22 protein-coding genes and 1 pseudogene are annotated in these 20,757 nt (G+C 70.1%); 5 read left to right on the top strand and 18 right to left on the bottom strand.

The features are described 5' to 3' along the window. The 7 genes and pseudogenes from KPL78_RS24670 to ruvC form a co-directional block, all read right to left on the bottom strand. A pseudogene (locus KPL78_RS24670) lies at positions 1 to 405 on the bottom strand (hypothetical protein); the annotation flags it as partial. A gap of 26 nt (positions 406 to 431) precedes the next feature. Continuing rightward, positions 432 to 932 carry a protein TolR gene (gene tolR, locus KPL78_RS24665; RefSeq protein WP_219765627.1) on the bottom strand — a complete coding sequence of 167 codons (501 nt, stop codon included), beginning with the start codon at positions 930 to 932 and terminating at the stop codon, positions 432 to 434. A gap of 4 nt (positions 933 to 936) precedes the next feature. Then, on the bottom strand, positions 937 to 1,677 hold the full coding sequence (gene tolQ / locus KPL78_RS24660) for a protein TolQ (RefSeq protein ID WP_408904495.1): 741 nt from the start codon (positions 1,675 to 1,677) through the stop codon (positions 937 to 939). 70 nt (positions 1,678 to 1,747) lie between these two features. After that, complete coding sequence (locus KPL78_RS24655; protein ID WP_369412845.1) at positions 1,748 to 2,218, bottom strand: YbgC/FadM family acyl-CoA thioesterase; 471 nt, start codon at positions 2,216 to 2,218, stop codon at positions 1,748 to 1,750. Further along, positions 2,215 to 3,252 (bottom strand): Holliday junction branch migration DNA helicase RuvB, encoded by a 1,038-nt coding sequence (gene ruvB, locus KPL78_RS24650; protein WP_219765625.1) that lies wholly within the window; start codon positions 3,250 to 3,252, stop codon positions 2,215 to 2,217. The genes KPL78_RS24655 and ruvB overlap by 4 nt, the downstream gene beginning before the upstream one ends. Further along, positions 3,249 to 3,866, bottom strand: coding sequence for a Holliday junction branch migration protein RuvA (ruvA, locus tag KPL78_RS24645; RefSeq protein WP_219765624.1), 618 nt, complete (start codon positions 3,864 to 3,866; stop codon positions 3,249 to 3,251). Before ruvA ends, ruvB begins: the two co-directional genes overlap by 4 nt. 322 nt (positions 3,867 to 4,188) lie before the next feature. Beyond that, a complete protein-coding gene (gene ruvC / locus KPL78_RS24640) occupies positions 4,189 to 4,707 on the bottom strand; it encodes a crossover junction endodeoxyribonuclease RuvC (protein ID WP_219765623.1) in 519 nt (172 codons plus the stop codon). Positions 4,708 to 4,804: 97 nt separating this feature from the next. On the opposite strand from ruvC, the gene KPL78_RS24635 reads away from it, so the two are divergent. Then, positions 4,805 to 5,644, top strand: coding sequence for a ChbG/HpnK family deacetylase (locus tag KPL78_RS24635; protein WP_219765622.1), 840 nt, complete (start codon positions 4,805 to 4,807; stop codon positions 5,642 to 5,644). A 9-nt stretch (positions 5,645 to 5,653) separates the two neighbouring features. Here the strand turns inward: KPL78_RS24635 and KPL78_RS24630 are convergent, their stop codons facing one another. Then, entirely contained in the window at positions 5,654 to 6,406 is a 753-nt protein-coding gene (locus KPL78_RS24630) for a YebC/PmpR family DNA-binding transcriptional regulator (protein ID WP_219765621.1), read from the bottom strand. 122 nt (positions 6,407 to 6,528) lie between these two features. Here KPL78_RS24630 and KPL78_RS24625 point away from each other — a divergent pair, with 122 nt between their 5' ends. Together KPL78_RS24625 and KPL78_RS24620 are read left to right on the top strand one after the other, a co-directional pair. After that, on the top strand, positions 6,529 to 7,158 hold the full coding sequence (locus KPL78_RS24625) for an MSMEG_1061 family FMN-dependent PPOX-type flavoprotein (protein WP_219765620.1): 630 nt from the start codon (positions 6,529 to 6,531) through the stop codon (positions 7,156 to 7,158). Between the two features lie 111 nt (positions 7,159 to 7,269). Next, positions 7,270 to 8,436, top strand: coding sequence for a multidrug effflux MFS transporter (locus KPL78_RS24620; RefSeq protein ID WP_219765619.1), 1,167 nt, complete (start codon positions 7,270 to 7,272; stop codon positions 8,434 to 8,436). A gap of 414 nt (positions 8,437 to 8,850) precedes the next feature. On the opposite strand, the gene KPL78_RS30900 is transcribed toward KPL78_RS24620, so the two are convergent. Both KPL78_RS30900 and KPL78_RS24610 read right to left on the bottom strand, forming a co-directional pair. After that, positions 8,851 to 9,714, bottom strand: a complete 864-nt coding sequence (locus KPL78_RS30900) for a DUF697 domain-containing protein (RefSeq protein WP_219765618.1) — start codon at positions 9,712 to 9,714, stop codon at positions 8,851 to 8,853. Then, positions 9,711 to 11,102: a YcjX family protein gene (locus KPL78_RS24610; RefSeq protein WP_219765617.1), complete on the bottom strand. Its 1,392-nt coding sequence runs from the start codon at positions 11,100 to 11,102 to the stop codon at positions 9,711 to 9,713. The genes KPL78_RS30900 and KPL78_RS24610 overlap by 4 nt, the downstream gene beginning before the upstream one ends. A gap of 136 nt (positions 11,103 to 11,238) precedes the next feature. On the opposite strand from KPL78_RS24610, the gene KPL78_RS24605 reads away from it, so the two are divergent. Both KPL78_RS24605 and KPL78_RS24600 read left to right on the top strand, forming a co-directional pair. Beyond that, positions 11,239 to 11,814, top strand: a complete 576-nt coding sequence (locus KPL78_RS24605; protein WP_219765616.1) for a PadR family transcriptional regulator — start codon at positions 11,239 to 11,241, stop codon at positions 11,812 to 11,814. Next, entirely contained in the window at positions 11,814 to 12,116 is a 303-nt protein-coding gene (locus KPL78_RS24600) for a DUF2218 domain-containing protein (protein ID WP_219765615.1), read from the top strand. Before KPL78_RS24605 ends, KPL78_RS24600 begins: the two co-directional genes overlap by 1 nt. Positions 12,117 to 12,370: 254 nt before the next feature. Here KPL78_RS24600 and gloA read toward each other — a convergent pair whose 3' ends face one another. The 8 genes from gloA to rseP all read right to left on the bottom strand — a co-directional run bounded on the left by gloA (position 12,371) and on the right by rseP (position 20,729). Continuing rightward, the gene (gloA, locus tag KPL78_RS24595) at positions 12,371 to 12,766 is read right to left on the bottom strand and encodes a lactoylglutathione lyase (protein ID WP_211869068.1); all 396 of its coding nucleotides are present in this window, start codon (positions 12,764 to 12,766) and stop codon (positions 12,371 to 12,373) included. Then, on the bottom strand, positions 12,763 to 13,605 hold the full coding sequence (locus KPL78_RS24590; RefSeq protein ID WP_219765614.1) for an LpxI family protein: 843 nt from the start codon (positions 13,603 to 13,605) through the stop codon (positions 12,763 to 12,765). The genes gloA and KPL78_RS24590 overlap by 4 nt, the downstream gene beginning before the upstream one ends. Before the next feature lie 361 nt (positions 13,606 to 13,966). Continuing rightward, a complete protein-coding gene (gene lpxA / locus KPL78_RS24585) occupies positions 13,967 to 14,809 on the bottom strand; it encodes an acyl-ACP--UDP-N-acetylglucosamine O-acyltransferase (protein WP_219765613.1) in 843 nt (280 codons plus the stop codon). Between the two features lie 2 nt (positions 14,810 to 14,811). After that, positions 14,812 to 15,282, bottom strand: a complete 471-nt coding sequence (gene fabZ, locus KPL78_RS24580) for a 3-hydroxyacyl-ACP dehydratase FabZ (protein WP_219765612.1) — start codon at positions 15,280 to 15,282, stop codon at positions 14,812 to 14,814. Beyond that, positions 15,279 to 16,322, bottom strand: a complete 1,044-nt coding sequence (gene lpxD / locus KPL78_RS24575) for a UDP-3-O-(3-hydroxymyristoyl)glucosamine N-acyltransferase (protein ID WP_219765611.1) — start codon at positions 16,320 to 16,322, stop codon at positions 15,279 to 15,281. The genes fabZ and lpxD overlap by 4 nt, the downstream gene beginning before the upstream one ends. A gap of 5 nt (positions 16,323 to 16,327) precedes the next feature. After that, positions 16,328 to 17,092 (bottom strand): OmpH/Skp family outer membrane protein, encoded by a 765-nt coding sequence (locus KPL78_RS24570; protein WP_219765610.1) that lies wholly within the window; start codon positions 17,090 to 17,092, stop codon positions 16,328 to 16,330. 18 nt (positions 17,093 to 17,110) lie between these two features. Further along, positions 17,111 to 19,423: an outer membrane protein assembly factor BamA gene (gene bamA / locus KPL78_RS24565; RefSeq protein WP_219765609.1), complete on the bottom strand. Its 2,313-nt coding sequence runs from the start codon at positions 19,421 to 19,423 to the stop codon at positions 17,111 to 17,113. A 178-nt stretch (positions 19,424 to 19,601) separates the two neighbouring features. Further along, positions 19,602 to 20,729, bottom strand: a complete 1,128-nt coding sequence (gene rseP / locus KPL78_RS24560) for an RIP metalloprotease RseP (protein ID WP_219765608.1) — start codon at positions 20,727 to 20,729, stop codon at positions 19,602 to 19,604. Positions 20,730 to 20,757 lie beyond the last annotated feature (28 nt).

The following is a 20,757-nucleotide window of genomic DNA, read 5'->3' as shown; positions in this document are numbered from 1 at the left end:
GTCCGGGGAGGGCGCGGGCGGCGGCGTCGGCGGCGTGGGCGGGGCCTGCTGCGGCGAAGGCGGCGTCGGCGCGGTGGCCGGTGCCGGCGGCGGCGGGGGTGGCGGCGGCGGCGGCTCGGGCGGCGTATTGCGTGGCGGTTCCGGCGCCGGAGGTTCGGGCGTCGGTGGCTCCGGCGTGGCATTGGGCGAAGGCGGCGCCGGAATCGGGCGCTGCACATCGGCCTGGGCGAGCTGCGGCGGGCCGGGGGAGACCAGTTCAACCGCGATGCCCTGCTCCTCGGGCTCGGGGATCGGGCGGGCGAGCACGAAAAGCGTGCCGATCACGAGGATCAGCACGTGCATGCCCGCCGAGACGATGCCCCAGCGGTTCAGGTCCATCCGTGCGGTCCAGGAGGGCGTGCCCACCCTTCCGCTCCCTTTCCTCAGTTGCGCTACTGCGCGCCGGGGCGGCGGGCCGGTGCCGGCGCGGGCGTGCTGCCCGGCTGCGCGGCACCGCCCGGCTGTTCGGCCAGCAGCGCGACACGGGTGAAGCCGGCGGCGGCGATGGTCCCCATCACTTCCATGACCTTGCCGTAGGCGATGGCCCGGTCACCGCGCACGAAGATGCGGCGTTCCGGCGCACCCTGCGGCTGGTTCTGCATGATGGCGCGCAGGCGGGGCACCAGTTCCTCCATCGGCACCTCGGTCTCCTGCAGGAAGACGCGCCCCTGGGGATCGACCGAGATGGTGAGCGGCTCCGTCTCCTGGTTCAGGGGGGACGCCGCGGTGCGCGGCAGGTCGACCGGCACGCCGACGGTCATCAGCGGGGCCGCGACCATGAAGATGATCAGCAGCACGAGCATGACGTCGACCATCGGGGTGACGTTGATCTCGGCCAACGGGCGATAGCGGGATCGCCCGTTGGTGCGACCGCCGATGAGCGGACTGGCCATCGCCTTACTCCGCCGCCGTCGCGGCCGGGGCGGCCTTGTCGTTCGCCGCGACCTCGGTCTGGCGGGACAGGATGGCGGCGAACTCGGTCGCGAAGGATTCCATCCGCCCGGCCAGGCGCGCGAGATCGGTCGAGATCTTGTTGTAGGCGAGCACCGCCGGGATGGCCGCGACCAGGCCGATCGCGGTCGCGAACAGCGCTTCCGCGATGCCTGGCGCGACGACGGCGAGGTTGGTGTTCTGCATCCCCGCGATGGCCGCGAAGGAGTTCATGATGCCCCAGACCGTGCCGAACAGGCCGATGAAGGGCGCAACCGAGCCGACCGAGGCGAGGAACACCATCCAGCGTTCCATCCGCTCCATCTCACGCCCGATGGTCACGCCCATGGCGCGCTCGACGCGTTCCTTGGCGCCGCCGAGCAGCGCGCCGTTGCCGGCCGACCGGCGCCATTCGCGCATCGCCGCGCCGAAGACGGCGGCGAGCGGATGGGTCGGCTCCTCGCCTTCCTTGGCATAGAGGTCATCGAGGCTGCCGCCCGACCAGAAGCGGTCTTCGAAGGCGTCGGCGGCGCGGTTGGCGCGGCGGATCGAGGTGACCTTGTCGAAAACGATCGCCCAGACCCAGATGCTGGCGAAGAGCAGCCCGATCATGACGGTCTTCACGATCCAGTCCGCCTGGAGGAACAGCCCCCAGAGCGACAGGTCGTGTGCAGCCTGTCCCAAAGCCTGAGCGGTCACACCGTCCACGCCCAATCTCCTTTCCCGCCCCGCCCGGGGCCTGCGCGGCTTGCGCCGCCTGCAACACGATCCGCGGCGATCAGCCGGTCGCCTCGGCTACAACGAGATCCCGCAGCACCGTCCGCCACGGTTCGGGCAGAGGCACCGGTTTCAGGCTTTCCTGCCCCACGCAGACCAGGCCGATCTTCAGCCCCGCCAGCCTTTCGCCGGGTGCGCCGCTATCCTCGGCGACCGCACGGACGGTCTGGCTGACAAGGATTTGCGCACCGGTCACCCGCCGGATCACGCTTTCGATCACCACCAGGTCATCCAGGCGGGCGGGCCGCCAATACTCCACTTCGACGCGCCGCACCACCAGCAACGCATTGTGACGTTCCATCATAAATTGGTGCGGCAAACCTATGGCACGCAAGGATTCGGTGCGCGCCCGCTCCGCCCAGGCCAGATATCGGGCGTGATAGGCCACCCCGCCGGCATCGGTATCCTCAAAATACACGCGTAGGTTGTATCGGTGGATCTTGTCCAGCGATTCCGGTTCCGCTTGCGTCACGACTCCGAATCCCGCAACAGGTCGAGCTGCGCGGCGAGCGCGGCCGGCGGCGTCAGCCCAAGATGCCGCCAGCCGCGATCCCCCAGCATCCGCCCGCGCGGGGTGCGCAGGACCAGGCCCTCCTGGATCAGGAAGGGCTCGACGACTTCTTCCAATGTGTCGCGCCCTTCGGCGAGCGCCGCGGCCAGCGTCTCGATCCCGACCGGCCCGCCGCCATGGTGTTCCGCGATGCGGCGCAGATACCGCCGGTCCATGGCATCGAGGCCGAGCGCGTCCACCTCCAGCCGTTGCAGCGCCGCATCGGCCATGGCGCGGTCGGCGGTGCGGTTCTCGACCATCGCGAAGTCGCGCACCCGGCGCAGCAGCCGCCCGGCGATGCGCGGCGTGCCGCGCGACCGCTTGGCGATTTCCATCGCGCCATCCTCCGACAGCGCGAAGTGCAGCTTGCGCGCGCCGCGCGTGACGATGCCGTGCAGTTCCTCAGGCGTGTAGAATACCAGCCGCAGCGGAATGCCGAAGCGGTCGCGCAGCGGCGTGGCCAGCAGCCCCGCCCGGGTCGTCGCGCCGATCAGCGTGAAGGGTGGGATGTCGATGCGCACGGTGCGCGCCGCCGGCCCCTCCCCGATGATGAGGTCGAGGACGAAATCCTCCATCGCCGGATAGAGCGTCTCCTCGATCGCCGGCTGCAGGCGGTGGATCTCGTCGATGAACAGCACGTCGCGCGGCTGCAGGTTGGTCAGGATCGCCGCGAGGTCGCCCGAGCGCTGCAACACCGGCCCCGAGGTGGCGCGGAACCCCACGCCGAGTTCCCGCGCCACGATCTGCGCCAGAGTGGTCTTCCCGAGGCCTGGCGGACCGTGGAACAGCACATGGTCCATCGGTTCCGCCCGCGCCTTCGCCGCGGCGATGAAGACGGTCAGGTTCTCGCGCAGCGATTGCTGGCCGGTGAAATCGCCGATCGTCTGCGGGCGCAGCGCGTGCTCGCCGTAATCGTCTTCCTGGCGTTCAGGGGAGGTCAGGCGGTCGTCGCTCACCTCGCCATCTCCTTCAGCCCGTCACGGATCAGCGCGTCGAGCGTCGCGCCCTCCCCCAACCGCTTCGCGACCCGCGCGATGGCCGAAGCCGCCTGCGGCTGCTTCCAGCCGAGATTGACCAGGGCGGAAATCGCATCCGCTTCCGCCCCCTGTTCCGGCGGGGCGGCGGGCAGCGCGCCCTCGCCATCCGCCTCGGGCGTCGCGCGGCCGACCGCCCATTTCTGCATCGCGGGTTCGTCCACGATGCGGTTCGCGGTCGCGGCGCCCAGGCCCTTCACCTCGGACAGGCGCTTGCGCTCCTTGCCCGCGATCGCCCGCGCCAAGCCATCCGGCGTCAGCGAGGACAGCACGATCAGCGCCTTCTGCGGGCCGACCGTCTTCACCTCGATCAGGGCACGGAAGGCCTCGCGCTCGGCGGCATCGGCGAAGCCGTACAGGGTGATGGCATCCTGGCTGACACGGGTCTCGACCAGGAGGCGCTGGACGCCGTCCTTGCCCGACAGGGCATCGAGCGTCTTGCGGGAGCAGGACAGCAGGTAACCGACGCCGTTGACGTCGAAGACGCAGCCGCCGTCATGGGTGGAGTCGAGACGGCCTTTCAGCGCACCGATCATGGGCAGCGCACACCAGAGGGGGCCTTGCCCCCTCCGGACCTCCCCCACCAAAGGCCGAAAGGCCTTTGGAAACCGTCACTTGGCGAGCGGCGCAAAGGGCGTCCCGACAGGCCATGCGGCCTTTGCGCCCGTCGTGATCCTGGCGCCGCGCCGGACGGGCGCCCACCACGGCGACGCGCGCGCCCTGCCCGGCACCAGGTGCCGGCAGTCCAGGATGCAGGGCATCCAGGGGCCCCATTGACGTCGCCTCGCAACGTCGATGGGAACCCGGGCGGGGTAGCTTGGGGGGGCAAAGCCCCTCCAATCGTCAGGCACAACCGCATCATGCCGGCTGGTATCCCCGCGCCAGCGCCTGGCGGGAATGGCGGTGATGCGCATGGCAGATCGCCACCGCGAGCGCATCGGCGGCATCCGCCCGCTTGAAGGTCACGCCGGGCAGCAGGTGCTTCACCATCGCCTGCACCTGTTCCTTCGCCGCATGCCCGTTGCCCACCACGGCGCGCTTCACCTCCATCGCGCCGTATTGCGCCACCGCCAGCCCCGCGAGCGCCGGCGCCAGCACGACCACCCCGCGCGCCTGCCCCAACTTCAACGCGGAATCCGGGTTGCGCGCGACATAGGTGTTCTCGACCGCGGCCTCGTCCGGCGTGTGCTGGTCGATCATGGCGGCCAGCCCGCGATGCAGGGCGAGCAGCCGGTCCGGCAGATCCTCGGCGGCGGAGGTGGACACCACGCCTTCGGCGACGAAGCGCAACCGGAACCCGTCATGCTCGATCAGCCCCCAGCCGGTGTGCTGGAGGCCGGGGTCGAGGCCCAGGATGCGAATCGGACGTGGCCGCATGGCGCCTTCATAGCAGAGCCGCGCCTGCCAAGCCCCGCCATGGCCGGCACCGCCGCCCCGCATTAGCCTCGCGCCACGGATGGCAGGGAATGCAGGCATGGATTCCAGACTGGCGGCGCGCCTGGGCTTCGATGCCGATGCGCGGCTCCTCATCGTCAATTGCGACGATCTCGGATCAAGCCATGCCGCGAATCTCGCGACGCATCGCGCGCTCGCCGAGGGGATCGCGACCGATGCCACGCTCATGGTCCCCTGCCCCTGGGCGCCGGAGGCGGTGCAGCTCTGCCGCGGCTTCCCGCTCGGCATCCATCTGACGCTGACCAGCGAATATGAGGGCTGCCGCTGGCGCGGGCTGACGCAAGGGGCCTCGCTGCATGATGCGCGGGGCTTCCTGCCGCGCAGCGCCGCCGAAGCGCTGGATCGCCTTACCCCCGAAGACGCCCGCGCGGAATGCCTGGCGCAGATCGAGACAGCGCTGTCCTGGGGCGTGGATGTCACGCATCTCGACGCGCATATGGGCGTCATGCAGGACCGCGCCGACCTGTTCGAGGTCTATCTCGACCTCGCCGCGCAATTCGGCCTGCCGGTCCGCATGGCTTCGGCCGAGGATTGCGCCCGGCAGGGTTTCGGGGCGCGCGAACGCGCCACGGCCCGCGGCATCCTGTTCAACGAGCAGATGCTCTACGCCTGGCCGACGCCGGCGGGCCCGACGCTGCGCGCGGCGCTGCCGCGGCTCGCACCCGGCGTCACCGAAATCTTCGCGCACCCGGCGCTCGACGGGGAGGAACTGCGCGGATGCAGCCCGGCCTCGGCCGCGCTGCGGATAGACGACGCGCAATCGCTCCTTGATCCGTCGCTGGCGGAGGACATCGCGCAGCACGGCGTGCGCCGCATCGGCTTCCGGGCGCTGCGGGACGCGCAGCGCCGAGGCGGCTGAGCCCGGCAGTCACGCCGCCGAAAGCCGCTCCGCCGCCGCCTCGTCGACCTCGAAATTGGCATAGACGTTCTGCACATCGTCGTGGTCGTCCAGCGCGTCCACCAGCTTCAGGATCTCGCGCGCCTTGTCCTCGTCGAGGTCGATGGTGGTCGACGGCCACCATTCCAGCTTCGCCGCCTCGGCCTGGCCGAAGGCCGCTTCCAGCGCGTCGCGCACGGCGGCGAAATCCTCGACCGAGCAGGACACCTCATGCCCTTCCTCGTCGGATTCCACATCCTCGGCGCCGGCCTCGATGGCGGCTTCCAGCATGGCGTCGGCCGAGGCGACATCCGGCTTGTAGCGCAGCACGCCCTTGCGCTCGAACTGGAAGGCGACCGAATTGGTCTCGCCCAGCGCGCCGCCATTCTTGTTGAAGATGGAGCGCAGGTCGCCGCCGGTGCGGTTGCGGTTGTCGGTCAGCGCCTCGACGATGATGGCGACGCCATTTGGGCCGTAGCCCTCATAGCGCACCTCCTCGTAATCCTCGCCCTGGCCGGCCGTGCTGGCGCGCTTGATGGCGCGGTCGATGGTGTCGCGCGTCATGTTCGCCACCAGCGCGGCCTTCACGGCGGCGCGCAGACGCGGGTTCATCGCCGGGTCGGGCATGCCCGTCTTGGCGGAGACGGTGATTTCGCGGATCAGCTTGCCGAAGGCCTGGGCGCGCTTCGCGCCCTGGGTCGCCTTGCGGTGCATGACGTTCTTGGCGTGCGAGTGGCCGGCCATACGCCTCCCCCTCTCGTGAATTTCGGTGTCGATGGAATGGCGGGGCTTTTACCGGCCCGGCCGGTCCAGGGGCAAGCGCCGGGCTGGCGCGAGGCTCCCGGACCGGGCCACACTGCCGGACCATGGACACGCAGACCCCCGCCGATCCCTTTGCCGTCACCACCGAGGCCCAGCTCCGCGCCCTTTATGCCGAGCCGCTGGAACTCGCCGTAAAGAAGGTTTCGCCCCGCATTGAGGCGACCGCACGCGCCTGGATCGCGTCCTCCCCCTTCTGCGTGCTGTCCACGGTGGGCAGCCGAGGCGTCCACGCAACGCCGCGCGGCGATGCGCCGGGCTTCGTGGCGGTGGAACCGGACGGCACGTTGCTGATCCCGGACCGACGCGGGAACAACCGGCTCGATGCCCTGCGCGACATCCTCGAGGACAGCCGCGTCTCGGTGATCTTCTTCGTCCCCGGCGCGTCGGAGGTGCTGCGCATCCATGGCACCGCCCGCATCAGCGCCGATCCCGCCCTGACCGGTCGCTTCCCGGAGCGCGGCAAGACGCCGACCACCGTGCTGGTCGTCACGGTGCAGGACCTGTTCATGCAATGCGCCAAGTCGATCATGCGGTCGCGCCTGTGGGACGGGAAGGCGCGGCCCACGGGCCTGCCCACCATGGGCCAGCTCATCGCCTCCCACAGCGGGCGCGACCTCGACAGCGCGGCCTATGACCGCGACGCGCCGGCGCGGCTCGAACAGACCATGTACTGAGCGGCCGTGCCCGGTCCCCTTGCGGCCCGGGCAGGCGGAACCACCTGCGGCTGGCGCCGTCCTTGCACGGCATTGGGCGCGACTGCCCGCTCCCCTACGATTGGATGCTTCATGCCGGCCTGGCTACCGCTGCTGCTCGGCTTCCTGACCGCGGTCGGGCCGATTTCCACGGACATGTATCTGCCTGCCTTCCCGGCAATCGAGGCCGAACTCGGCACCGCGCGCGGCAGCGTGGAGATCACGCTGGCCGCATGGTTCGTCGGCCTGGCGACGGGCCAGCTTGTCCAGGGGACGCTCGCCGATCGGCTGGGCCGGCGGACGCCGCTTCTGGTGGGCACGGCGATCTACACGGTGGCCTCGATCGGCTGCGCGCTGTCCAACGACATGGCGATGCTGGCCTTCTGGCGCTGCGTCGCGGCCTTCGGGGGTGCGGCGAGCGCCGTCATCCCGCGCGCCATCGTGCGCGACCTGGCCGAGGGCCTCGCGGCCGCGCGGCTGATGTCCAAGCTGATGCTGGTGATGGGCGCGGCGCCAATCCTCGCACCAACGCTCGGCGGCCTGCTGCTGGGAGTGGGCGGCTGGCGCAGCATCTTCTGGTTCTCGACGGTCTATGGGGGACTGTCCTGCCTCCTCGCTTGGCGCCTGCTGCCCGAGACGCTGCCGCCCGATCGCCGCGCGCGCCGGTCCTTCGTCGCCCTGATCGCCGATTTCTGGCAGATCGGCCGGGAGCGCAGCTTCATCACCCACGCCGTGATGGGCGCGATGGCCATGTTCACGGTCTTCGTCTTCATCAGCGGCGCGCCAGGTGTCTACATCGAGTATTTCGGACTCAACCCGACGCAATTCGGGCTGCTCTTCGCCGTCAGCGCGTCGGGCTTCATCGGCGCGTCGCAGTTGAACCCATGGCTGCTGCAGCGCTTCGGCGCGGGGCGGGTACCGATGCTCGCCATCCGGCTGGCGGGTGCGGCCGTCCTGGTGCTGACCGTCTTCGCCGTAACCGGCATCGGCGGGCTGATGGGCATCTTCATCCCGGCCGCGGTTGGCCTGGCCTGCACCGGGCTGGTCTTCCCGAACGCGGCCGTGGGTGCTCTGGCCCGGCACCCCGCGCGGGCCGGGAGCGCATCGGCCCTGCTCGGCACGCTGCAATTCACTTGCGCGGCGTTGGGCAGCGCGCTGGTGGGCGCGCTCGCGGACGGGACGCCGCGGCCGATGGCGCTGCTGATGGTGCTGGGCGCGGGCGCGGCGATCGCGGCGGAGGCGGCGCGGCCTCGGTTGTGACGGCGGATCGGGAAGGGCTCTGCCCTTCCCCGAACCCCCACCCGCCAAAGGCCTCAAGGCCTTTGGAAACCGTCACATGGCACCGTGCGCTCTCGGCCGAATGGTGCCGGAAGCCGCATTTGCGCAGAACTCGCGTTGAGCGGGGAGCGGAATGGCCGTTGCGCCGGGCACCAATGGACTACGGCATCAAGGATGCCCGGCATCCAGGGGCATTCACTGGCGTTACGAAGCAACATCAATGGCACCCCGATGGCGGGGTAGATCGGAGGCATGGCGCACGGGGTTGGTAAGGCGGCCGCGGGCGAAGCCAAGACTCTCAAGACTCTGACGCCGTGTCAGGCGTCAGCCTGGCCGATATCCGGGCCCCTTCCGATCTCGCAGCCTAGGGGGCCCGCGCTCCGCGCCGATTCGTGCCTACCCTCTTGGCAGCACCCGGCACGCCTCGTCCGCCGCCCGCGCCAGCAGGATCATCCGGCGTGCCGCAACGGCCCCGGCGGCCGTCTCGCCGGCGACATGCTCGGCGATGCGGCTGCTCAGCACCCCGCGTAGAACCGCTTCCACGGCCACATCCGTCGCAGCGACGGTCGCGGCATCGGCCGCCACGCGACGCAGCAGGGTCAGCGTGCCGGCGATGCCGGGACGAAAGCCGTGCAGGGCCGCGACCTGCCGCACCAGCCGAATGCCGCGCCAGGCGAAGACCAACGCATCCAACCCCGGCGAGGGGCTGATCGCGGTCACGGCGAAGGCTTGCATCGCGGCGGCCCGGCCGAGGGATTCCGCGTCGCGGCCGATGGGCGCCAGGGTGCGGGCCTCGACCAGGGCACAGGCCGCGTCGATGGGCATGTCGGCCAGGCCCTCGGCGCGCGGGCGCTCGGGCGGCAGCCGAGCCTGCCAGTCGCGCAGGGCGACGCGCAGCGCCGCGACGTCGCCGCGCGCATGGGCGGCGCGGGCACGATCGACGGTGCCAAGGGCGAGGTAGCCCCGCACCTCCCGCCCGATCGCGGCGAAGAGCAGCCCGAAGCCCGCGATAGCGACCGCCAGGCTGATCCAGCCCAGGGCGTCGCCGCGGGCGAATTGCGCGGCGACGAAGTTGCCGGCCTCCAACAGCGCGAAGCCGAGCACCAGCACGGTCAGCCCCGCCCCGGCCAACCCCAGGGACGACCAGCCGCGCGCCGGCGGCGGGACGACCGCCACGGCGGTCTCCCAGCCGAAATCGAGGCGCTCGGTCGGCGGCGCCGGGTCTTCCAGGATCACACGGGGCTGTGGGGTTGCGCTCACAGCGCATCCCCCAGCAGCCAGGCCAGCAGCCCGTCCATGCCGAGATGCGGCACGCCGGATGCGCCCTCGGGGTCGAGACGGGGTGGGCGGAATTCCGGCATCCGGAAGAAGCCGGACTGCCAGAAGGCGGGTTCGGGCGGTTTCATGGGCACCTCGCCGGGATAGATGGTGGCGCCCCGGCCCTCGTTCAAAAGGATGCCGCGCACGGCGGCGAAGGGCTGGCCTTCCAGGGTGGCGACGGCGTCCTCGGTGCAGCGGATGGCGGCGAGGGCGTGGAAGGAGGTCGCGGCACCCGCGGCCTCGGCCCGGCCGCGCGCGCCCAGGGCGAGATGTTCCAGCAGCGCGGCGAGCGCATCCCGCGCGCGCGTCGGGACGTGGTCGGCCTTGGTCGCGGCGAAGGCGACGCGGGTCGGCGCGGCGCCCAGCAGGCGTTCCAGCCAGTTTCCGCCCGAAACCACGGCAGCGACGGCGGCCAACGCCTCGGCCGTGTCCTCGAAGGCTTCCTGCCCGGCATGCAGCGCGCCGAGCACGTCCACCAGCACGACCTGGCGATGGAACCGGGTGAAATACGGGTCGAGGAAGGCCGTGCGCTGATCGTCGAGATAGGCGGCGTAGCGCCGGGCGCACAGCGCCCCGAGGCCGCCGCCCTGGGCAGCCGCCGGCAGCGGGAAGAACCAGAGCAGCGGCGCCTCCCCCCGCGGCCCGGGGTTCAGGAACCGACCGGGTTGCAGGAAGCGCAGGCCGTGTTCATCCCGGCAGACGCGCAGCGCGTCGCGGTAAAGGGTGAAGCCCCTCTTCGCCAGCGCGTCCTGTGCCGCCGCATCGGCCGGCAGCGCGTCGATGAAGGCGAGGAAATCGGCGGCCGCCTCGGCCCGCGTGCCACGCCGCATCCGCGTGAGCGTCGCCGCCGACCAGTCGGCGTAGTCCTGCCGCAGCATGGGCAGGTCGAGCAGCCACTCGCCCGGATAGTCGAGCAATTCCAGCGTCACCCGCCGATCCGGTAGCAACCCTCCGAGGGAGGTGCGGCGCTCGACATCGATCGCGATGGCGAGGGTGGAGAAGTCCTCGGTGCGCTCGGGCCAATGCGGCGGATCGGCGGCCAGCGCGCCGAGATGCGCGTCGGGGTCGAAGCGCGGCACCGTCTCGGTCCCCGCGGGGACCAGCGCGACGCGGCGGATGCGCCCGCCCACCGCGGCGTCCAGTGCCGGCAGCGTCCGCGCCCCCCGCCCCGCCGCCAGAAGGTTCGCGATCAGCGAAGTGAGGAAGACCGTCTTGCCGGCGCGCGACAGGCCGGTGACGGCGAGCCGCAGGCGTTCGCGGCCAATCAGGGCACGGGCGGCATCCTCGGTGGTGTCGAGCATGCCGCGCAGCAGGGAGAAGGGGTCCATGTGGATCAGGCGCTGAGGCAGGCGCGATGGGTCATGCCCGAACCTCGCATCGCGGCGCCGATGCGAATAGCCCTTGCATTCGAGTGTGTTTCGATATATCTAATTTATCGATACATCGAAACTGGAGAGGAAACTGATGCATCACGGACATTTCCACCACGGGCGCCATCACGAGGGCTGCCGACACGAACGCCGCTTCGCCCGACGCGAAGGCATGCATGAACGCCACGGGCATCGGGAGCGCGGCGGGTTGGGACGCTTCTTCGCCCATGGCGACCTTCGCCTGGTCATCCTGCACCTGATCGCCGAGAAGCCACGCCACGGCTACGAGGTCATCAAGGCCATCGAGGACCGCGTCGGCGGCACCTATTCCCCGAGCCCGGGCGTCATCTACCCGACGCTGACGCTGCTCGAGGAACTCGGCTACGTCACCGTCACGGCCGAGGAAGGCACGCGCAAGCTGCACACCATCACCGATCAGGGCCGGGCCTTCCTGGAGGCCAACCGGCCGACGCTGGAGGCGCTGCTCGCCCGCATGGACGAGGCATCCCGCCGCCAGGGCGACGGGCCTGCCCCGCAGATCGTGCGCGCGATGGAGAATCTCAAGCTGGCGATGCGCATGCGCCTGTCGCGCGGGCCACTGACCGACGAGCAGGCCAATGCGGTGGCGGCGGCCCTCGACGCCGCGGCCCAGGCGGTGGAGCGGAGCTGATGCTGCACTCCGAAGCCCGCGTGGCGACCGCCCTGCCCCGCCGCTACCTCGGCCAGTTGGTGAAGCACTTCGCGCACAAGATCCCGGCCACGCATGACGAGACCACTGGGCGGATCGAGTTCCCCTTTGGCCTGTGTGAACTGACGGCGGAGGGCGAGGAGGCGCTGGTCATGCGCGTCTCCTCGGCCGATGCCGAGGAGCTGGAACGGCTGGAAGGCGTGGTCGCACGCCATCTGGAACGCTTCGCCTTCCGCGAACCGCCCGTCATCGCCTGGAGCCGCGCTGACAGCCCTATTTCCTGAACTGTGGAACCGAGAGGGGCTTTGCCCCTCTCGGGCTCTCCCCACCAAAGGCCACAGGGCCTTTGGAAACCGATACCTGGCGCCGCGCGCTGCTGTCAAAATAAACGCCCGAACCCGCCCCTGCGCACGACACGTCCCAGGAGGGTATGGACTGCCTGAACCGCCCCATGCCAAGTGACGGTTTCCAAAGGCCCTGTGGCCTTTGGCGGGGTGGTTTGGAGGGGCAGAGCCCCTCCAATTCCGCCCTCAGCGCATCAGCGCTGGATCAACTCGATCTTGTAGCCGTCCGGGTCCTCGACGAAGGCGATGATCGTCGTGCCGAACTTCACCGGCCCGGCCTCGCGCGTCACCTTACCGCCGCCGGTCCGCACCTTCTCGCAGGCGCCGGCCACGTCCGGCACGCCCACGGCGAGGTGCCCGAACGCCGTGCCCTGCTCATACTTCTCGACGCCGTAGTTGTAGGTCAGCTCGATCTCGCCCTGCCCTTCGGCATTGCCCTCGCCATAGCCGAGGAAGGCCAGCGTGTACTTGCCGTCGGGCACGTCGCGGCGGCGCAGTTCCTTCATGCCCAGCAGGTCCGTGTAGAACTTCACGCTGCGGTCGAGGTCGCCGACGCGGATCATCGTATGCAGGAAGCGGCCCGTGCTCATGCTGTCGTTCCTTCTGTGAAGTGCTCCGGGTCGAAGGCGAGCAGGAACACCCCTGCGGCCGTCGCCCGGGCGATGGTGGTCTCACGCTCCAGAAGGATGGTGCCGTTCGCCTCGAAGGCCAAGCCGCGCAGCCCGGCTGTCACGGCATTGTCCACGGTGCGCGGGCCGATGGTGGGCAGGTCCGCCAGGCGCGACTGCCCCGGCTTCACGCATTTCACCAGCACGCCGCCAGGGCCTTCCCGCCGCAGCCCGCCGGCGCGGGCGAGCATGGCGTCGGTGCCCTCGATGGCTTCCACCGCCAGCACGAGCCCTTGTTGGATCACGCAGCCCTGCCCCACATCGACCGATCCGAGCGCACGGCACACCGCGAGCCCACGCTGGATGTCGGCGCGCGCGACGTCGTCCGGTTCCGGGCCGGACAGCAGCGCCGCGGCCGGCAGCAGCCCGGCCAGCACCTGCTGGGCGCCGATCACTTCGAAACCGTCCTCGGCCAGCACCTTCATCACCGCGCGCAGGATGGAATCATCGCCGGTGAAGGCCGCGCGCCCGATCCGGGCCAGCAGCTTGAAGCCCGCGGCGTCCGGCCGCAGCGACAGGATCGACGGGCGCGACACGGTGCCGGCGAGCACGACCTGGTGCACGCCATGCTCCTTCAGCCAGGCGAGCATCGTCGCCGCCAAGCCCCAGCGGAAGGCGCGGGAGGGATAGGCCGCATAGGCCGAGGCATCGCCATGCCCGTCCAGCACCGCGACGACGACATCACGGCCGGACGCCGCGACGGCCTCGGCCACCCGGACGGGCAGGCCGCCGCCGCCGGCGATAATGCCGAGGGGGGTCATCGGACGCCGCTGTGGCAGCGGAGGGGCATGGCCCCTGCGGACCACTCCGCTGCGGGTACCCATTCACGTCGCTCCGCCACGCGAATGGGGGTCCACATAGGCCCGAGGCGTTTCGAAACCATCACTTGGCGCCAGGCGCCACTGGCAGAACCCGTGCCGAGACCCGCACTTGCGCAGCGAAGGCGCTGTGAGGGTGGAGAATGTCGTTCGTGCCGGACGCCAAGTATCCGGCTTTCCAAATGATCCATCATTTGGCGGCGTGGTCCGGAGGGGCAGAGCCCCTCCGGTTCCGCGCTTGTCAGGACGGCACCTAGGCCTCGCAGGAAGCCGGACCGTTCCCGGTCTCGACCCAGGCCGGGTCTCACGACCCGTCCCCGTTCTCCTCTTCGACCCCGCCCAGTTCCGGCGCCGCCATCCGCCCGGGGCGGACGAGCTGCCGCCGGCGTGCGGGGTTGCGCACGAAGGCGATGATCTCAGCCACCAGGGGATCGGCGCCGTAGCGGCTCTCTGCCTCGGCCAGCTTCGCAGAGAACTCGCCCGGTTCCTTGAACAGCAGGTTGTTCACATCACGCAGCGTGCGGAGTTGGTCGCGCGACGCGCCACGGCGCAGCAGGCCGATCTTGTTGAAGCCGACGAGCCGCGCCGGCAGCCCGAAGACGTAGCCGAAGGGCGGGATGTCGTTCGTCACGCCGGCGAGGCCCGAGACCATCGCCAGCCGTCCGATGCGCACCGTCTGGTGCACCGCGGCACCGCCGCCGATGAAGGCGCCGGCATCGACATGCACATGCCCGCCCAGCATGACGTTGTTGGCGAGGATGACGCCATCGCCCACCACGCAGTCATGCGCGACATGGGCGACCGCCATCAGCATGCAGTTGGCGCCGACCGTGGTGATGCCGGACCCGCCGACGCTCGCGCGATGGATGGTCGCACCCTCGCGCACCAGCGTGCCGGCGCCGATCACGCAGCCGGTCGGCTCGTTCTTGTACTTCAGGTCCTGCGGCGCCATGCCGATGGTCGCGAAGGGGAAGACGCGCACGCCCGCGCCGAGGCGCGTGCGGCCCTCGACGATGACGTGGGCAATGAGCTCGACATTGTCCTCGAGCACGACCTCCGGCCCTATGACGCAGCCCGGGCCGATGCGGCAGCCGTCGCCGATCACGGCGCCCTCGGCGACCGAGGCAGTCGGATGGATGTCGGCCATGCTTACTTGTCCAGGATCATGGCGGCGTAGGTCGCTTCGGCCACGACTTTGCCGTCGACCTTCGCCTCGCCGTTGAACTTCCAGATATTGCCGCGCTGGCGTTCCTTCTTGACGTGCACGCGCATCTGGTCACCGGGCACCACGGGCTTGCGGAACTTGGCGTTGTCCACGCTCATGAACAGCACGAGCTTGCCGGCCCAGTCAGGGCCGAGCGTGCGCACCACGAGCACCGCCGCCGTCTGGGCCATGCATTCGATGATCAGCACGCCGGGCATCACCGGCATGGTCGGGAAGTGGCCCTGGAAGAAGTTCTCGTTGATCGTGACGTTCTTGATGCCGGTGCAGCTGTCGTTCAGCGCCAGATCGACGACACGGTCCACCAGCAGGAACGGGAAGCGATGCGGGATCGCCTGCATGATCTCCGCGATCTCGAGGGTGCTGACCTCGCCGGTCTTGATCTCTTCGTTCGTCATGGCGTCCCGCCGGGGGTTCCGTCCTTCTTCGGCGCGGCCAGCTGCCGCAGGCGCGCAAAGGCGCGCATCGTCTCTCGGGCTGGCCAGGCAGGACTGCCGACCACGTCGGTCGCCGCTGGAACGTCGTTCATCACGCCGGCCTGCGCGCCGATGCGCGCCTTCGAGCCGATTTTGATGTGCCCGACAAGCCCCGCCTGCGCCGCGATCACCACGAAGTCGCCGAGTTCGGCCGACCCCGCGATCCCGACCTGCGCGACGATGACGCAGCCGCGGCCCGTCTTCACGTTGTGGCCGATCTGCACGAGGTTATCGAGGCGGGTGCCGGGACCGAGCACCGTATCGCCGCCGGCGCCGCGATCGACGCAGGAATTGGCGCCGATCTCGACCCGGTCACCGAGGATGACGCGGCCGATCTGCGGCATGGTCACATGCTCGCCGGTGGCCGTGGTGACGAAGCCGTAGCCTTCGTTGCCCACACGCGCGCCCTGGGCCAACACCACCCCGGCCCCGGCGATGCAGTATTCCATCGAGGCGTGCGCCCGTAGCTCCGAACCGGGCCCCAGCACGCAGCCCGCGCCGACCGTCACATGCGGACCGATGATGCAGCCGGCACCGATCTCCGCCCCCGCGCCGATCATGGCGAAGGGGCCGATCTCCGTCCCCTCCCCGATCCGGGCGTCGGGCGCGACGTGGGCGGTGGGGTGGATTCCTGGCACCGGCGCGCGGCGCGGATGGAACAGCGCCGCCACCCGCGCATAGGCAAGTTGCGGCTGTTCCGTCACCAGGGCGATGCAGCCTTCCGGCACGTCCTGCGCCATGGCGGCAGCGACCAGCACTGCGCCGGCACGGGTCTCGCGGAGTTGCGCCATCATGCGCCGGCCTTCGAGGAAGGCAATCTCCCCCGGCCCAGCCAGGTCGAGGGGCGCGACACCGGTGAAGAGCCGGTCGCCGCCCTCGGCCAGCGCCACGCCTGCGGCTTCGGCAACCGCCGAGAGGGCGAGCGGACCGCGCGACGGAAAGAAGCGCGGATCCGCGCCCATGGGCCTCAGTTCCGCCGCTGTTGGCCCTGCGCCGGGCGCTGCTGCCCCTGCGCCGGGCGCTGCGGCTGCTGCTGCGCGGCGGCGGGCGCATCGGCGGCGCCTTCGGCCGGCAGGTTCACGTTCGGGATCATGCGGTTGAGCTGCGCGGCCACTTCTTCCGTCAGGTCGAAAGGCGGCTCGTTGAAGATCACCAGCGGGCGGGGCAGGACAAGGTTCACCCCGCGGCTCGACGCCACTTGGCGGATGACGATGCCGAGCGCCTGCTCGATCTCGCGCAGCGCGCCCTGGGCAAGCTGCTCGATACTCGCGGCCCGGTCACGCAGCGTGCGCTGGGCGTCGGTGATGCGGTCCTGCAGGTCGCGTTCGCGGACGCGGAGCTGCTCGGGCGACAGCGTGGCGCGGTCATTGGCGAGGCGCTGCTGCTCCTCCCGCCAACGCGCCTGCTCGCGCTGCAGGTCCTCGTTCAGCCGGGCGCGGCGCGCTTCGATCAGTTCGCGCACCTGGGTGAAGGCCGTCGAGACGCGCTGGATCTCGGGCACGTCGACGATGCCGATCACGGCGGCGGGCGGCGGCTGCCCCGGGGCGAGGGGCGGCGGCGTCGGGGCGGGGCGCTGGGCCGGCGCCTGGGCCGGGCGGGGACCCTGCTGGGCGGGCCGCTGCCCCTGCTGCTGGCCCTGCTGGCCAGGCACGAACCACTGCTGATTCTGCTGCGCTGCGGCAGGCAGGGCAAGGAGCATCGCCGCAAGCGCGGCCGGAAGGGTACGAACCATATCAGGCATCATCCTGGATCAGAAACGGGTACCGAAACCAAGGCGGAAGACCTGCGTCTCGTCGTAGGACTTCTTCACCACGGCCTGGGCGAGGTCGATGTTGATCAGGCCGATCGGGCTGCGCCAGGAGACGCCGACGCCGACGCCCACGCGCGGACTGGCGTCGTCGCGCACGCAGTTCGGCACCGTGCTGGGGCAACCCGAATCATTCACGCTGTCCGGCAGGCCGTAGTTGCCGCCCACATCGACGAAAGCGCGGCCGATGAAGCCAAGTTCCGACGGCAGCGGGAGTGGGAAGCGGAACTCCGCCGAGGAGGTCCAAAGCACCTGGCCGCCGAGCGCGTCATTGGTCGAGATGTCGCGCGGGCCAGCACCGCCCAGGGCGAAGCCGCGCAGGTTCTCGCCGCCCAGGAAGAAGCGGTCGACGATGCGGCTGTCGCCGCCATTGTAGGGCAGCAGCCAACCGCCGCCGACCGCGAGCACCAGCACATAGTCGGGGTCGCCCAGCAGGCGCTCGAAGGGAATGTAATACTGGCCGTCGCCGCGCAGGCGGACGTAGTAGACATCGCCGCCCAGGCCCGCGAGATCCGTGCCGGCACGCGCGACATAGCCGTCGCGCGGCTCGATGCGGCTGTCGCGGCGGTCATAGGTGACGGTGGTGGAGACCTGGCTCAGCAGGGTCGAGCCCGACTGTTCCTGGATGAAGCGAGACGCGTTCGGATCGACGTCGTAGAGGTCGCGGTCAACGAGCGTGTAGGACCAGCTCTGGCGCAGATGCTCGTTGATCTCGTAGCCCATGCGCACCGCGAAACCGGCACGGCGCTCGTTGTAGCCCGAGGTCGATTGCAGGTTGCGCTGCACCAGGAAGATGTCGGCGCCGGCGACGAGGTTGCGCTCGAGGAACTGCGGATCGGTCACCGAGATGTCCACCTGGCTGCGCTTCTGCGCCAGCGTCAGGTTGGTACGGGCATCGATGCCGGTGCCGAGCAGGTTACGCTCGCGCAGGCCGATATCGGCCAGGAAGCCGGCGTCGGTCGAGTAGCCGCCGCCCAAGGTGAATTCGCCGGTGGCTCGTTCGGTGACCTGGGTGTTGAGGATGACGCGGTCCGGCGCATTGCCCGGCGTCGAGTTCACTTGCACGTCCGAGAAGAAGCCCAGCGCCCGGATGCGCTCACGCGAGCGGCGCACCTGCTGGGTCACCAGGGGATCGCCTTCGGCCAGGCGGAATTCGCGGCGGATGACACGGTCCTGCGTCCGGGTGTTGCCGCTGATCTCGATGCGCTCGACATAGGCGCGCGGGCCTTCGGAGATGTCGAAGGTCAGGTCGACCGTCCGCGCCTCGCGATTGCGCACAACGCGGGGCTCGACATTGGCGAAGGGGAAGCCCCGCGCGGCAAGCAGGTCGGTGAGCTGCGTGTCGGCGCGGTCCACCGCGTCGCCGTCATACCAGTTGCCCACCGAGACCGGGATGTCGTTGCGCACCGAGGTGGGGTCGAGGCCGCGCAGGGAGCTGACCACCTGCACGTCGCCGATCCGATACCGCGGGCCCTCGTCGATCGTATAGGTCAGGAAGAACCCGCTGCGATCCGGCGCGAGTTCCGCCGTGGCGCCGGTGATCTGCACATCGGCATAGCCCTGGCGCAGGTAGAAGCGGCGCAGCAGCTCGCGGTCGAAGTTGAGGCGATCGGGATCGTAGGTGTCGGTGCTGGAGAGGATCCGGTACCAGGCCTGCTCGCGGGTCGCGATGACCTCCTTCAGGCGGCTGTCCGAGAAGTCGTTGTTGCCGACGAAGTTGATACGGGCAACGAGCGCGACCTCGCCCTCATTGATCTCGAAGACCACATCGACGCGGTTCTGGTCGAGTTCGATGATCTTGGGTTCCACCGTCGCGCCGAAGCGGCCGCGACGGGCATAGATCTCGAGGATGCGCTGGCGGTCGGTCTGGGCGGCGGCAGGGGTGAAAACGCCGCGCGGGCGCAGCTGCACCACCTCCCGCAGCACGTCGCTGGTGATGCGGCGGTTGCCCTCGAATCCGATGCGGTTGACGATCGGATTCTCGACCACGTTCACGATGACCCGTGAGCCGTCCTGCCGGATGGTCACGTCCCGGAACAGGCCGGTCGCGAACAGCGCGCGCAGGCTTCGGTCGAGCGTGTCGGGATCGGCCGTGCCACCAGGCTGCACCAGCATGTAAGAGCGGATCGTGTCCGCCTCGATGCGCTGGTTGCCCTGCACCTCGATCGCCGACACGCGCCCTGGCGCCTGTGCCGAAAGAGGGACTGCCACGATCAGCGCGGCAAGGACGAGGAGGAGGGTGCGCAGCCTGGTCAACGAATCGGCACCTGATCTGGGGGCTTACAGAGGGGCCGGACACTACCCGACGTGCCCGTCCCGCGTCACCCCTTGGCGCCTCTTCGCGGCAGCAAGAAGGCAGCCGAACCGTCGGAAGCCTTGTGACGACGGCTTCGTGGGTCAGGTGGCGACCGCCACCCGACCTTCCGGCTCTATCTCATCCGACGAGAGACGTCACCCAACGCACTACCCCAAGTTGTGTCAGGTCGTTCCAGGTGGCGAGCAGCATCAGGGTAATCAGCAGGGCGAAGCCGCCGCGGAAGGCGTATTCCTGCGCCCGCAGCGGCAGGGGCCGGCCGCGCAGCGCCTCGGCCGCATAGAGCACCAGATGCCCGCCATCCAGGACCGGGATGGGGAACAGGTTGATCAGGGCCAGGTTGATCGACAGCAGCGCGATGAAGGTGATCAGCGGCAGGATGCCCATATCGGCAACCTCACCCGACATCTGGGCGATGCGCAGCGGGCCGCCGATTTCCTCGGCGCCGCGCTGGCCGGAGATCATCTGCCACACCCCGGACAGGGTCTGGCCGCTGACCACGACCATGTGCCAGGTCCCGGCCACGAGGGCGCTGGCGGGATCGAGCCGCTCCCGCTGGATCGTCCCCCCGCCCTGCACGCCGATTCGGCCGCGGCCATCCTCGGCCCGGGCCGTGGGCGTCGGGGTGACGGTCAATTCCTGATCGCCGCGGCGCACCAGCATCGAGACCGGCTGTCCGGGCCGCGCCTCGATGTAGTGCTGCAGGTCGGTGAACTGCTGCATCGGCGTGCCGTCCAGCGCCAGGATGCGGTCGCCGGCGCGCAGCCCTGCCTCCGCAGCCGGGGATTGCGGCACGACGCGGCCGACCACCATCTGGTCTTCCGGCCGCTCCACCGGGTTCTGCACCGGCCGGCCGACGGTCGCGAAGATCGCGGCGAACAGCAGCGCCGCGAGGACGAAATTGAAGAACGGCCCGGCGAAAACGACGATGGCGCGGTCGCCGACGCTCTTTTCGTGGAAGGCCTCGCCCGGACGGTAGCTGGCGGGGTCAGGCTCGGCCTCCCCCGCATGCTCCATCCCGTGCATCTTCACGTAGCCACCGAGCGGAATCCAGCCGATCCGCCACTCGCAGCCGCGCTTGTCGGTCCATTGCGCGATGGCGCGGCCGAAGCCGATCGAGAAGCGTTCCACATGCACACCCCGCCAGCGCGCGGCGAGGTAGTGCCCGAGTTCGTGGACGAAGATGAGAACGCCCAGCACCACCGCAAAGGAGACGATGGTGCGGAAAGGCTCGGGGAGGAATTCCATCGCGTCCTTCGATCCGTCTGAGCGCGAC

It is taken from the genome of Roseomonas alba (assembly GCF_019430885.1).
GTDB lineage: Bacteria > Pseudomonadota > Alphaproteobacteria > Acetobacterales > Acetobacteraceae > Neoroseomonas > Neoroseomonas alba.
Note: the sequence above shows the minus strand (reverse complement) of the source record. Positions and strands in the feature narration are given on the sequence as shown.

What these genes read in the sequence shown, in the direction of transcription:
- KPL78_RS24590 (WP_219765614.1), bottom strand. Translation starts at nt 13,605, where the DNA reads ATGACCCCCCTCGGCATTATCGCCGGCGGCGGCGGCCTGCCCGTCCGG.
- KPL78_RS24570 (WP_219765610.1), bottom strand. Translation starts at nt 17,092, where the DNA reads ATGGTTCGTACCCTTCCGGCCGCGCTTGCGGCGATGCTCCTTGCCCTG.
- ruvA (WP_219765624.1), bottom strand. Translation starts at nt 3,866, where the DNA reads ATGATCGGTGCGCTGAAAGGCCGTCTCGACTCCACCCATGACGGCGGC.
- fabZ (WP_219765612.1), bottom strand. Translation starts at nt 15,282, where the DNA reads ATGACGAACGAAGAGATCAAGACCGGCGAGGTCAGCACCCTCGAGATC.
- gloA (WP_211869068.1), bottom strand. Translation starts at nt 12,766, where the DNA reads ATGAGCACGGGCCGCTTCCTGCATACGATGATCCGCGTCGGCGACCTC.
- ruvC (WP_219765623.1), bottom strand. Translation starts at nt 4,707, where the DNA reads ATGCGGCCACGTCCGATTCGCATCCTGGGCCTCGACCCCGGCCTCCAG.
- KPL78_RS24610 (WP_219765617.1), bottom strand. Translation starts at nt 11,102, where the DNA reads ATGGACCCCTTCTCCCTGCTGCGCGGCATGCTCGACACCACCGAGGAT.
- lpxD (WP_219765611.1), bottom strand. Translation starts at nt 16,322, where the DNA reads ATGGGCGCGGATCCGCGCTTCTTTCCGTCGCGCGGTCCGCTCGCCCTC.
- rseP (WP_219765608.1), bottom strand. Translation starts at nt 20,729, where the DNA reads ATGGAATTCCTCCCCGAGCCTTTCCGCACCATCGTCTCCTTTGCGGTG.
- KPL78_RS24620 (WP_219765619.1), top strand. Translation starts at nt 7,270, where the DNA reads ATGCCGGCCTGGCTACCGCTGCTGCTCGGCTTCCTGACCGCGGTCGGG.
- KPL78_RS24635 (WP_219765622.1), top strand. Translation starts at nt 4,805, where the DNA reads ATGGATTCCAGACTGGCGGCGCGCCTGGGCTTCGATGCCGATGCGCGG.
- tolR (WP_219765627.1), bottom strand. Translation starts at nt 932, where the DNA reads ATGGCCAGTCCGCTCATCGGCGGTCGCACCAACGGGCGATCCCGCTAT.
- KPL78_RS24625 (WP_219765620.1), top strand. Translation starts at nt 6,529, where the DNA reads ATGGACACGCAGACCCCCGCCGATCCCTTTGCCGTCACCACCGAGGCC.
- lpxA (WP_219765613.1), bottom strand. Translation starts at nt 14,809, where the DNA reads ATGGCCGACATCCATCCGACTGCCTCGGTCGCCGAGGGCGCCGTGATC.
- KPL78_RS24630 (WP_219765621.1), bottom strand. Translation starts at nt 6,406, where the DNA reads ATGGCCGGCCACTCGCACGCCAAGAACGTCATGCACCGCAAGGCGACC.
- KPL78_RS24600 (WP_219765615.1), top strand. Translation starts at nt 11,814, where the DNA reads ATGCTGCACTCCGAAGCCCGCGTGGCGACCGCCCTGCCCCGCCGCTAC.
- KPL78_RS24605 (WP_219765616.1), top strand. Translation starts at nt 11,239, where the DNA reads ATGCATCACGGACATTTCCACCACGGGCGCCATCACGAGGGCTGCCGA.